The following is a 12547-nucleotide window of genomic DNA, read 5'->3' as shown; positions in this document are numbered from 1 at the left end:
GGGTAAATCATTTGCCAACGCTACCAGAACCGTACCTGGCCAACAAGAGGAAATGCGAGATGTGGAGCTCCAAAGATATCTATTTTGTTTCCGACAGCACCGGGATCCTGGCCACCAATCTGGGGCATGCCATGATCCGCCAGTTTCCCGAGGTCAGCTTTCATGAGGAGCGCTTCCCCTTTATCCTGACCAGGGAGGAGGCCCAGAAAACCCTGGCCTATATCCTGAAGCATTCCGGCGGCCGGCGGCCCATTATTTTCAGCACCATCATGAATGAGGAGATCCGCCGGATCTTCGATCATCCGGAGGTGGAACTGTTCGACCCCTTCCGGGCCTTTCTCGAAGATCTGGAGGGCTGTCTGGAGGCCAAGGCCCTGCGGGTCCCCGGGTTTTCCCGCCATGTGGACAACATCACCATGGCCAAAAGGGTTGAGGCGATCCACTTCTGCCTGGAGCATGACGACGGGGTAAGAACCAACGAATTCGACGAGGCGGATGTCATCCTGTTGGGGGTTTCCCGCACCGGTAAAACCCCGGTCAGCGTCTACCTCGCCACCCAGATGGGGTTGAAGGCCGCCAACTTTCCCATGACCACGGAATACCTGCGCGAATACAAGCTGCCCGACGCTTTAAGGCGTAACGCCCGCCGGGCCGTGGGCCTGACCACCACTCCGGAGCTGCTCCATATCGTCAGGGAAAAACGCTATCAGGGGAGTAGCTACGCCAGATTGGCCACCTGCAGCGAAGAGATCAAGCAGGCTGAACAGATCTTAAACAATTATAAGATTCCGGTCATCTCCACCGCCGGTCGGTCCATTGAGGAGATCGCCACCCAGGTCACCCAGGAGCTGGGCATCAGCAAAAAGCCGGCGGAACTGAACAGTCAGTCCTGAGCCCCACCCTACTTGGGGAGTGGTTCCAGCTTGATCAGCTTGAGGGGATGGGCCCGGCCCAGTTCCCCGTCCAGGGAGCGGATATGACCGATGGTCTGCCAGTCATGACCCAGCAGGCCGGCCCCAAAGGCGTCGATGGCCACCGGATCGAATGAGGCGGCCAGCAAGCCGGGCGACGGCCGGCAGAGCGGGCCGCCCAGGTGGGACTTACTAAGGCCGATGGTGGCGTCAAGCAGAGTGAAGTCGGGGCAGCGATAACGGTTAAGGTCCGCCACCGCCGCCTGAATTTCCTGATGGAAGGCGGCCTTTTTCCAGTGCCCCCCCTGCTGGTAGCAGGCCGGGGGGGCGGCTCCCATCATGTTTTTCATGGTCAGGGTAACCTTGGCCAGGGTGTGGGCCTTGAGTACCGGCAGTGAGATCAGGAAGGCGTCCAGCAGCAGCGTGGGCAGGTGCATCTCCGGCCAGCGCCCGTATTGGGGGCGGGAGAGGCGGGTCAAGGGGGCCTGGTTGAGATCGATCAGCTTTACCCCCCGCTCCATCGCCATTTGGGCATAACCCAGGGTGGTAAAACAGTGGTCGGTGTCGTACTCCTTGGCTCCGCAGCCCTCGGCCACAATGATCTCCGCCCCCGGCCGGGCCCGCTGGAGATAATCCACCAGAGCCGCCACCAGGGCCACCGGGGTGGTGATGGGCGGCGGGGCGGCCTTGACCAGGTTGGGTTTGAGCACAATGGGTCGCCGGTCATCCAATACCGCCGCCAGGCCGGCCCGGTCCAGCAGGCGACCGGTTGCCCCAACCCAGTCGCCGGCAAACGGGCAGTGATATACCACCCCCTTCTCCATCAGGCTTTTCCGGTCAGCAAGGCGTAAACCCTCTGCCACTCGCCGGCGTCACCGGTGCCAATCCTGACTCCTATAAGGAACCGCGTTTCAGCCAGCAGTTCAACGTGGCGAACCTGGACCGTGAAGTCAAGGAAACGGGGCTTCTTGGCGCCCGATAAAGCCCGGCAACGATATTGGGCCCCCACCTCCGGGGCAAAATCGACCATCCCGCTAAAGCCGTGGCTGCTGGCATTAAGCAGAGAGCAGGACTTCCACTCCCGGCCCTGCTGGATATCAACGGCTCGTACCGCCGCCGGCAGCACTGATTCGGGGTAATCTACCAAGGCCCTCAGAGCCGTGGGCCGCCGCGGGGCTTGGCGCCGGTTGGCGGCGGGCTGGATCGCGGGTTGCTCCTGCTGCCGTCCCACCACCCGGTTACGCCCCGCCGCCTTGCCCAGATAAAGGCGACGATCGGCCGCCGCCAGCAACTGGTCGAAATCTTGGCCATCCTCGGGCGAGGAGGCGACCCCCACCGTCATGGTAACCGTCCGGCAATTATCGCCATCCTTAAGCACCAGTTCGCCGGCCACGGTCGCCCGCAACTTTTCGGCCAGGCCATGGGCCCCGGTCCCCATGGTATCGGGCAAGAGGACCACAAACTCTTCGCCACCATAACGGGCCGCCACGTCACTCTGGCGCAGATTTTTAGTCAGCAGGGCCGCCAGTCCGGTCAGCACCTCATCCCCCCGGGCATGACCCCAGAGGTCGTTGACCTCTTTAAAATTATCAAGATCGAGGAGCAGCAGCGCCATCGGCGCCTGGGCGCGCCGGGCCTTGAGCAGCTCCCGGGTGCCGCACTCCAGCAGGTAGCGGCGATTGTAAAGGCCGGTCAGTTCGTCACGCATCGCTTCCCGGCAGGCGTTTTCAAAGATCCGGGCCCGCTCCAGGGCCACCGCCAGATTATTGGCCACGGCACAGAAGAAATTTTTGTCATGCTCGCGAAAACTGTTGGGGCTGGCCTTGTGGATATTCAACACCCCGAAAACCCGGCCATTGTCATCAACCAGCGGCACCGAAAGGAATGAGCCGATATCGGGCAGCAGGCCATGGTAGTTGAGAAAGCGCGGTTCCTTAGTGACATCGGGCACCAGGATCGCCTCCCCGCTCTCCACCACCAAGCCGGAAATTCCTTCGCCGGGCCGGAAACTGCAATCACCGGCCCGGGCCATGACCCGGTCATCGGCGGTCCACATCTCGTACAGACCGCTGACCGGATCCCGCAACATCAGGCAGAACTCCTCCACCCGCAAGGTGTTTTTCAGCAGATCGACAATATTGACAAAAAGGGAGTTGGTCTGGACTGCGACACTGCAGGTCCGGCTGGTGGCGTAAAGCAGGTACAGTTCCAGCAGACGCTCCCTGAGGGCCTCGCTTTCCCGCTGGGCGGTGAGGAAGAAGTTGTCGTCAAGACCGGAAGATGAGTTTGGGAGCAAAATGTCTAACCTCATATTTTAGGATAAAAGAGTGATAGCATCAGGCCAGCACCGGTTTTTGCCGGCGGCCCGCCTCCAGGGCCCGGCGCAGATAATCGGGCAGGATCCGGTAGGCCTCCAAAGGGGAGATGGGCGGCTGTTGACGATCGATGGCCAGCGCGTTGCCGGTCTGCCCTCGGTCCATCACAATCACCTCGGGTTCTTTGGCCAGGGGAGTGCCCCCGGAATCGGTGAGCGGCAGCAGGAGGGGGCCGTCGCTGTCCAGGACATAGGCCAGTTGCCCGTTGGTGAGATAGACCACGCTGCCGGCCGGGTAGATCCCCACCGAACCGATGAACGAGTGGAGGACATACTGGAGGAAGGGATCTTTGCGGGCGTAGTGGTGGAAGATCTCAGAGACCACGCTCACCGGGTTGAGGGCGTTCTTGTAGCAGCGTATCGAGGTCATGGCATCGTAAATATCCGCCAGTTTGCAGACCTTGACGTAGGAGGGCACCAGGTGGTGATCCTGCTGGGGATAACAGCGCTCCTCGCCGGCATAGAGGGCGGCGTGGTGGTAGAGGCAGACATTGACGATATGCGGGTCGCTCAGCTTGTTTTTACGCAAAATCCGCTCCACCTTGTCGGTGACGTGGGACTTGACCACCTGGAACTCCTTTGCCGTCAATTTACCGGTTTTATTAAGGATCTCCGGGTCGATCATCACCTTGCCCAAGTCGTGCAGGAAGTAACCGATGGAGATGTTGCGCAGCTCGGAAGAGGTATAGTAAACAAAAGCCCCCGGATCCCGGGGGGCCGCGCCCGGCGGGCCCTGGGGATTATCGTTGAGAAAGGAATTGACTGCGGCACTGAACGCGTTGTTGAAGCGCTGCATGATCACCGTGCCGATGGTGCAGACATTGACGGAGTGGTTGTACAGGTAATCGTCGTAGGAGAAGATCTCCCGGGTCAGGTAGGCAAACGAGTTGTCGTTCAGGGTAACGAAATCGACCAGCTCGCCCACCGTTTTTGAAACCGGTTCCAGATCGAACTCGCCGCCGGCCTGGCGGATTGAATCCAGGGTTTTTTGGATGCACTCCTTGGCCAGTTCATACCTGCGGGCGGCAGCCAGCTTTATCTCGGTTATTTCGCTGATCTTAAGCTCCACATCCTTGGAAAGCTTTGGCCAGATCAAGGCTTTATCCGCGAAAAGAGCTTGAACCGGCTCTTCCTCGGGCAAGGGGATCTTGCGCCCCTCCTGATCCCAGAGTCCGCCCTCTCCCCCATCGGCTATGGGCACGGTCATGGTGCCCTGGGCTTTGACCTTGCGCAAAATTTTAGGGTCGGCCACCAGGACGCTTTTCTCCAGCAACAGCAACCCGCGCCCGTTAAAGACATCCACGCCGGTCCGCACCTTGCCTCCTTTTTCGACCACGGCGATCAGCCGGTCGATGGGCAGTTGCGGGCAGGCTTCGCTGTTGGTTGGATGCAGGCGGGCTCGCATGACTCTCTTCCCTCGAAATAACGACAAATAATCGCAATTGATTCCTGTTTGAATTGTTATGGATTCACTATTCATTGTCAACAAATAGTGTTGCTTTGCACTCATAGGGGTTGCCACCACCGACGAAGAACAGTAGGTTAATGGTTGTTTGCAGTCGCAAAATGAACCCAAGCGAGGAAGGCCCGATGGCGAGAGGTATCGGCGAGTTCACCCGCACCATCCGCTTCAGATTGCTGGCCACCCTGTTTCTGCTCCTGGGCCTTTCGATCCTGCTCTCCCTGGTCGGCATCCTCTCCCATGAGCGGGGACGTTACGTCGAGGCGGCCCAGGAGGAAGGGATGCGGGTGACCCTGACCGTGGAGCATCTTTTACGCCAGGCCATGCTGGAAAACGACTGGGAGGCGATCCGCCGCACCGTGGCCGGCGTCCACCAGATTGTCCAACCCTCCAATATCGGCATCCTCAGCAGTAACGGGACCCTGCTGGTTTCCGGCAACCCCCGCTCCGAAAGCCCCCGCTTTTCCGCCGACCACAACCCCGAGTGTGTTGCCTGCCACCAACTGACCGGGATGATGCCGACCCGCAAGAGTGTCCTGCTGGAGATCGGCGGTGAGCCGGTGCTGCGCAACGTGGTCAAGATCGCCAACGCCCCGGAATGCCACCCCTGCCATGATCCCGAAGAAAAAATTCTGGGGATCATGTTCTACGATGTCCCCTTCGCCAAGACCTTTGCCATGCTGCGCACCGTGATGTTCCGCACCCTGCTGGCCGGGCTGGTGACCTTCCTGCTGGTGGCCGCGGTGCTGTCGCTGATTATTCAGCGCTACCTCTACCGCCCCCTGCAGCAGCTGGAAACCGGCTTCATGCGGGCCGGGCGGGGTGATTTCTCCCACTGGGTCGAAGTGGAGGCCGAAGGCGAGATCCAGGACATGGCCGTGCAGTTCAATGTGATGAGCCAGGCGATCAAGCGGGCCATGGCCGAAATAAAAAGTAAAAACTGGGAAACCGAACACCTCTACTCCTTTGTCCGGGACCTGAACCGGGAGAACGAGTGGGGCAAGTTGTGCCGGGTAATCATCGATCTGCTGCAGCAAACCTTCAAAGCCGAGCGGGTGGCCCTGCTTTTAAGGCGGGAAAAGCAGGAAAGCGCCATCAGCGAAATCTGCTGGCGCGCAAACGGTGATCGCCGCTACCGGCATCATCAATATCAGGTGCCGCCGCCCGACGATCAATTGCCGGCCTGGCTGGCCCAGGCCCGGGAGTATTGGCACAACATCCCCGAGGGGGGAACCGCCTTCACCCAGGACAACACCACCGCCATGGCCAATCTGGCCACCCACCACGTCTCCCTGGGCTTGATCTATCTTCACCGCCGGGAAGGGGAGGCTTTCAACAAGATGGAGAAAAAACTGCTGGCGGCGGTCAGTGAGCAGATCGAGATCACCCTGGCCAACGCCAGACTTTACCGGATGGCGATCACCGACGGCCTGACCGGCCTTTACAGCAAACGCTACTGCGAAACCAAGATTCGGGAACTCCTCGATGTCCACACTTTTGAGCAGCGCCGCACCTTCAGCGTGCTGATGCTTGATCTGGACCACTTCAAGCTGGTTAACGACACCCATGGTCATCAGGTGGGCGATGAGGTGCTGACCCAACTGGCGGTCCTGATTCGTTCCCACATCCGGCGGGATGATGTCGCCTGCCGTTACGGCGGAGAGGAGTTTATCATTCTGGTGCCCGGTGAGCCGGGAGCTGCCGTGGAGGTCGCCGAACGCCTCTGCCGCTCGGTGGAAAAACATACCTTTGTTTGCCAAAATGGCCTGAAGCTGCAAAACACCATCAGCATCGGCATCGCCAGTTTCCCCCGCCATGGCCGGACCGCCGGGGAGGTGATAGGAGCCGCCGACGAGGCCCTCTACGGCGCCAAACACGCCGGCCGCAACCGCTGCATGGTCAACATCTGAGGGTTTTCCCCCTATTTCGCCTGGATTTATTGAGACTACTGTGCTAGGTTGTCTCTTTTTATTCAGGCGGCCCCACTATGCTCACCATTCAGAATCTTTCCATCCAGTTCGGCGAAAAACACCTCTTTAAAGATCTTTCAGCCAGGGTACATCCCCACGACCGCATCGGCCTGGTGGGGGTGAACGGAGCCGGGAAAAGCACCCTGATCAAAATCATGGCCGGCGTAAGGGCCATGGACGAAAAGGTGGTGGTCCGGGCCAAAAAGGCCACCGTGGGCTATCTGCCCCAGGAGATCGAGGCCTTTCCCCCCGGTCGCTCCCTGTACGAGGAGGCGGAGAGCGCCTTTGCCGAGGCCCTGGCCCTGCAGAAGGAACTGGAAGGTGTTAACCGGCAACTGGCGGCGGTTACCGAAGACAACGAGGAGTGCCGCGCCCTCCTGGCCCGCCAGGGTGAACTGCAAAACGCCCTGGAGAGCCACGATATTTTCCGAATCCGCTCGGAGGTGGAGAAGGTACTGACCGGCCTGGGTTTCAAGGAGGGCGAGTTCGGCAAGGATTGCCACGCCTTCTCCGGGGGCTGGCGAATGCGCTTGCTGCTGGCCAAACTGCTGCTGGCCCGGCCGGCCCTGTTGCTCCTCGATGAGCCCACCAACCATCTCGATCTGGAATCACTGACCTGGCTGGAGGATTTCCTCAAATCCTACGCCGGCGCCCTGGTGATGATCTCCCATGACCGGGTCTTCCTCGACAATATCTGCAGTTCGATCTGGGAATTGAGCCTGGGCAACCTCACGGTGTACAAGGGCAACTACAGCCGCTACCTGCTCCAGAAGGAGGAGCGGATGGAGATCCAGCGGGCCGCCTACGAGAACCAGCAGGCCAATATCCAGCAGACCATGCGTTTCGTGGAGCGCTTCCGGGCCAAATCCACCAAGGCCAGCCAGGTCCAGAGCCGACTCAAGCAACTGGAGAAGATCGATCGGATCGAGCTGGAGGAGAGCGAGGCCAGGGTGGATTTCCGTTTCCCTCCCGCCCCGCCCGGTGGCCGCCTGGCCGTGGAGGTGGAGGGCCTGGCCAAAAGTTACGGCAAACTCCAGGTTTTCAACGGCCTGAGCTTCCTCCTGCAACGGGGCGAGAAGATGGCGGTGGTGGGGGTCAATGGCGCCGGCAAATCAACCCTGGTGAAAATTCTCGCCGGGCTGATCAAGGCCGACGGCGGCAAAATCCGCTTCGGCCATAATGTCCGGGCCTCCTATTTCGGCCAGCATCAGGCCCAGGAACTGGACCAGCAACTGACGGTTTTCGATACCGTCTTCCAGGCCGCGGGCGAAATGACCGTTACCCAGGTCCGTTCCCTGCTGGGGGCCTTCCTCTTTCGCGGTGATGAGGTGGACAAAAAGGTGGCGGTGCTCTCGGGGGGGGAAAAAAGCCGGCTGGCCCTGGCCAAAATGATCGCCGTCCCCTCCAACCTGCTGATCCTGGACGAGCCCACCAACCATCTCGACATGACCTCCCAGGAGGTGCTCCAGGAGGCGATGCGTCGCTACGACGGTTCAATCATCGTGGTTTCCCACAATCGCCACTTCGTCAACACCTTTGCCGACAGGGTGCTGGAGATTCGCGATGGCCGGGGCACGGCCTACCAAGGGAATATCGACGACTATCTGGATAAGTTGCGCCGTGACCGGGAAACGGCGGTGGCGGCCTCGGCGGCGGCTGAGCAGCCCGCCAGGGTCGGCAAGGATCCCTCCCCGTCCTCCTCCGAAAAGGCGGGACAGGAGAAGAACCGGGGCAAGGACAAGGAGGTCCGGCGCGAACAGGCCCAGCAACGTCAGCGCCTCAATCAGGCCCTGGGACCGCTGCGCAAGAAGGCGGCCCAAGCGGAAGCCGAGGCGGAAAAGCTGGAGCGGCGCAAGGGAGAGCTGGAAAGGCTGCTGGCCGACCCGGAAACCTATAACCGGCAGGAGGAGTTCACCGAATTGAGCAAGGAGTACGCCGATCTTGAGCGCCGCCTGGAACGCCTTTACGAACAGTGGGACAAACTGCAGGCCGAAATCGAGCAGGCCGCCGCCGACAACTGAAAGCCCGGCCGGCGGTCCTCACCGGGGCCAGCCGTTGCCCAGCGGAGAGCGCACCTTATTCTTGACCAAGCGCCATTTTATCAGTATCTTCCCGCCCCATGACCCTGATACGTCAACAGATCGAAGAGCGTGAGGCCCTCAACCTGGCCCCGGTGGCGGCCCGCAGCCGGGACAGCCGGGGGCGCTTACGCCCCGAAGAGGAATGCTCCATCCGGGTGGCCTTTCAGCGCGATCGGGACCGGATCATCCACTGCAAAGCCTTCCGCCGCCTCAAACACAAAACCCAGGTCTTCCTGGCCCCGGCCGGCGACCACTATCGCACCCGGCTGACCCATGTCCTGGAGGTTTCCCAGATTGCCCGAACCATCTCGGTGGCCCTACGTCTGAACGGCCACCTCACCGAGGCGATCTCCCTGGGTCATGATCTGGGCCACACCCCGTTTGGCCATGCCGGGGAGGCGGTTCTCAACGAGCTTTATCCCGAGGGCTTCCATCACTACCAACAGAGTCTGCGGGTGGTTGACCTACTGGAGAACAAAGGCCAGGGGCTTAATCTGAGTTGGGAGGTCCGCGACGGCATCGCCCGCCACTCCAAGGGCCGTGGCCAGATTCTGCCGGCCAGTTCCCAAGGGCTGCCCGCCACCATGGAGGGGCAGGTGGTTCGGCTGGCCGATATCATCGCCTACGTCAACCACGACCTGGATGACGCGGTCCGGGCCGGGGTGCTGCAGGAGGGGCAGATCCCTCCCCGGTTGATCGCCCTGCTGGGGGCCACCTCTTCCAAGCGGATCGACACCATGGTCCGCGACCTGGTGGAACAGACCCTGGCCGGGGGTGGTGAACAGCTGGCCATGCGACCGGAAATCATCGCCGGGATCGAGGATTTACGCGCCTTTCTCTTTGACAACGTTTACGAGAACTACAAGGTGCACGCCGATTTCAGCAAGGCGATGAAGGTGGTCCGTGAACTGTATGAGTACTTCATGGCCAACGACCGCCATTGGGAAAAACCGTTCGCTTACCCCGAGGGCACCAGCCGGGCCCGGATGGTCTGTGACTATATCGCCGGAATGACCGACCGCTACGCCCTCTCTCTTTATGCCAATATCTTTCTGCCCAAACCCTGGAGTGTTTTCTGAAGATGAGTGATAACAAAGCCCTGCCCAAAGCCTATGAGTTCCGAGAGGTTGAAGAGCGCTGGTACCGGAACTGGCTGGCTCACAAAAATTTCCGGGCCACCCTGGACCAATCCCGCCCCAATTTTTCCATCGTCATTCCCCCGCCCAACGTCACCGGGGTTCTCCATGTGGGGCACGCCCTCAACAACACCATGCAGGATATCATGGTCCGCTACCGGCGGATGCAGGGTTACAACGTGCTCTGGCTGCCGGGCACCGATCACGCCGGGATCGCCACCCAGAACGTGGTGGAGCGCAAACTGGCCGCCGACGGGATCAGCCGCCATGATCTGGGCCGGGAAAAGTTCATCGAACGGGTCTGGCAGTGGAAGGAGGAATCGGGGGGGCAGATTATCAACCAGCTCAAGCGGCTGGGCTGCTCCTGCGACTGGGACCGGGAACGGTTCACCATGGATCAGGGGCTGTCGGCGGCGGTGCGCAAGGTTTTCGTCCAGCTTTACCAGGAAGGTTTGATCTACAAGGGCAACTACATCATTAACTGGTGCCCCCGCTGTCTCACCGCCCTGGCCGACATCGAAGTGGAGCACGAGGAGACCGCGGGCAAGCTTTACCATATCCGCTACCCCCTGGCCGACGGCAGCGGTCACCTGGTGGTGGCCACCACCAGGCCGGAGACCATGCTCGGGGATACGGCGGTGGCGGTTCATCCCGCCGATGAACGCTACCAGGGTCTGGGGAAGGCGGCAGTGATCCTCCCCCTCATCGGCCGCCGGATCCCTTTGGTTTTCGATACCCACGTGGAGAAAGATTTCGGCTCCGGGGCCTTGAAGGTGACCCCGGCCCACGATCTCAATGATTTTGAAATCGCCCGCCGCCACGATTTGCCCAGCCTCAAGGTGATGGACGAGCACGGCATCATGAATGCCGATGCCGGACCCTACGCCGGCCTTGATCGTTTCGAGTGCCGGAAAAGGGTTGTCGCCGATCTGGAGGCGGCGGGGCTGCTGGAGAAGATCGCCGAACACCAGCATGGCGTGGGCCACTGCTACCGCTGCCAGACCGTGGTGGAGCCGGCCCTCTCGCCCCAGTGGTTCGTGGCGGTCAAGCCCCTGGCCCAGCGGGCGGCGGCGGCGGTGCGCAACGAGGAGATCCGCCTGCTCCCCAAGATGTGGCACAACACCTTCTACGACTGGATGGACAATATCCGTGACTGGTGCATCTCCCGTCAGATCTGGTGGGGCCACCAGATCCCGGCCTGGACCTGCGAGGCCTGCGGCGAACTGATCGTCAGCGAGGAGGAGCCTGATCTCTGCCCCAAATGCGGTTCCACCGGTCTGCGGCGGGAAAGCGACGTCCTGGACACCTGGTTCTCGTCGGCCCTCTGGCCCTTCTCCACCCTGGGCTGGCCCGAAAAGACCAGAGAACTGCAAATGTTTTACCCCACAAGTGTGCTGATCACCAGTTTCGACATTCTCTTCTTCTGGGTGGCCCGGATGATGATGATGGGGCTTCACTTCATGAAGGAGGTCCCCTTCAAGGATGTCTACCTCCACGCCCTGATCCGGGACAAGTTCGGCAAGAAGATGAGCAAATCCACCGGCAACGTCCTGGATCCCCTCCAGTTGATGGACCAGTACGGCACCGACGCCCTCCGCTTTACCCTGGCCGCCTTTGCCGCCCAGGGTCGCGACATCAAGCTGGCCGAAGAGCGGATCGAGGGCTATCGCCACTTTATCAACAAGCTCTGGAACGCCGCCCGTTTCACCCTGATGCACGTGGGGGAAGAGCAAGGCCGGGAAAAAGAGCTACGGCTCGATCCCGCCGGGCTGCCTTTGCCCCACCAGTGGATCCTGAGCCGGTCCAACCGGGTGGCCGCCGAAGTTAGCCGGGCTCTCGACGACTATCGTTTCAACGATGCCGCCTCGGTGGCCTATCAGTTTGTCTGGAAGGAGTTTTGCGATTGGTACCTGGAGTGGATCAAACCGGAACTCTACGGCGAGGACCAGGCGGCCAAGGAGCAGGGCCGGCAGGTTTTGCTCACGGTGCTTGAGGAGATCCTCAAGATCCTCCACCCCATTATCCCCTTTGTCACCGAGGAGATCTGGCACGCCCTGCCGGGCGAGCGCGGCTCGATCATGGTGGAGCCTTTTCCCACCGCCGATCCGGCCCGGGAAAATCCGGCCGCGGAGGAGGCCGCCGAACTGCTGATGGAGGTGGTGGGGGGCATCCGCAATATCCGCAGTGAAAACATGCTCCACCCCTCAGCCACCATCAAGGTCAGCATCATCTGCCCCGACCCGGCCAAAGGGGCCGGTCTTAAACGGTTGAGCGAGGCGATCCGGGGTCTGACCAGGGCCGATGAGTTGACCATCCTGGCCAGCGGCGAACGCCCCAAGGGAGCCGCCTCCCAGATTATCCAGGAGCTGGAGATCTTCGTCCCCCTGGCCGGGCTGGTGGACGTGGAGGGGGAGAGCGCCAAGCTGGAAAAGGAGCGGGAAAAGCTGGGCAAGGAGCTGGCCAGAATCCAAGGCAAGCTCGGCAACGAAAAATTTCTGGCCAAGGCCCCGCCCGAGGTGGTGGCCAAGGAGCAGGGCAAGGAGGCGGAGCTCAACGCCACCCTGCGCGCCATCGAGGAAAATCTGGAGAAGCTGGCCGAACTCCGGGCTTGAT

At 61.0% G+C, this 12547-nt stretch carries 8 protein-coding genes; 5 read left to right on the top strand and 3 right to left on the bottom strand.

Annotated elements, in window-relative coordinates; genetic code table 11:
- The first annotated feature begins 59 nt into the window (after positions 1–59).
- A complete protein-coding gene (locus ACHHRT_RS02380; RefSeq protein WP_395497307.1) occupies positions 60–893 on the top strand; it encodes a pyruvate, water dikinase regulatory protein in 834 nt (277 codons plus the stop codon).
- A gap of 8 nt (positions 894–901) precedes the next feature.
- On the opposite strand, the gene ACHHRT_RS02375 is transcribed toward ACHHRT_RS02380, so the two are convergent.
- Genes ACHHRT_RS02375 through ACHHRT_RS02365 form a run of 3 tightly spaced genes read right to left on the bottom strand, consistent with a single transcriptional unit; the run spans position 902 to position 4690 of the window.
- Entirely contained in the window at positions 902–1735 is an 834-nt protein-coding gene (locus tag ACHHRT_RS02375) for a DUF362 domain-containing protein (protein WP_395497305.1), read from the bottom strand.
- Positions 1735–3222, bottom strand: a complete 1488-nt coding sequence (locus ACHHRT_RS02370) for a diguanylate cyclase (protein ID WP_395497303.1) — start codon at positions 3220–3222, stop codon at positions 1735–1737. Before ACHHRT_RS02370 ends, ACHHRT_RS02375 begins: the two co-directional genes overlap by 1 nt.
- 25 nt (positions 3223–3247) lie before the next feature.
- Entirely contained in the window at positions 3248–4690 is a 1443-nt protein-coding gene (locus tag ACHHRT_RS02365; RefSeq protein WP_395497301.1) for an HD-GYP domain-containing protein, read from the bottom strand.
- A 185-nt stretch (positions 4691–4875) separates the two neighbouring features.
- Here ACHHRT_RS02365 and ACHHRT_RS02360 point away from each other — a divergent pair, with 185 nt between their 5' ends.
- The 4 genes from ACHHRT_RS02360 (at position 4876) to ACHHRT_RS02345 (ending at position 12546) form a co-directional block, all read left to right on the top strand.
- On the top strand, positions 4876–6657 hold the full coding sequence (locus ACHHRT_RS02360) for a sensor domain-containing diguanylate cyclase (protein ID WP_395497299.1): 1782 nt from the start codon (positions 4876–4878) through the stop codon (positions 6655–6657).
- 77 nt (positions 6658–6734) lie between these two features.
- Positions 6735–8738: an ABC-F family ATP-binding cassette domain-containing protein gene (locus ACHHRT_RS02355; protein WP_395497297.1), complete on the top strand. Its 2004-nt coding sequence runs from the start codon at positions 6735–6737 to the stop codon at positions 8736–8738.
- Positions 8739–8836: 98 nt separating this feature from the next.
- Complete coding sequence (locus ACHHRT_RS02350; RefSeq protein ID WP_395497295.1) at positions 8837–9877, top strand: deoxyguanosinetriphosphate triphosphohydrolase; 1041 nt, start codon at positions 8837–8839, stop codon at positions 9875–9877.
- 2 nt (positions 9878–9879) lie between these two features.
- Positions 9880–12546, top strand: coding sequence for a valine--tRNA ligase (locus ACHHRT_RS02345; protein ID WP_395497292.1), 2667 nt, complete (start codon positions 9880–9882; stop codon positions 12544–12546).
- The last annotated feature ends 1 nt before the right edge of the window (position 12547 follow it).

It is taken from the genome of Desulfurivibrio modestus, from assembly GCF_044068625.1.
GTDB lineage: Bacteria > Desulfobacterota > Desulfobulbia > Desulfobulbales > Desulfurivibrionaceae > Desulfurivibrio.
The sequence above is the reverse complement of the archived record's forward strand: the minus strand, read 5'-3'. Positions and strand labels throughout refer to the sequence as shown.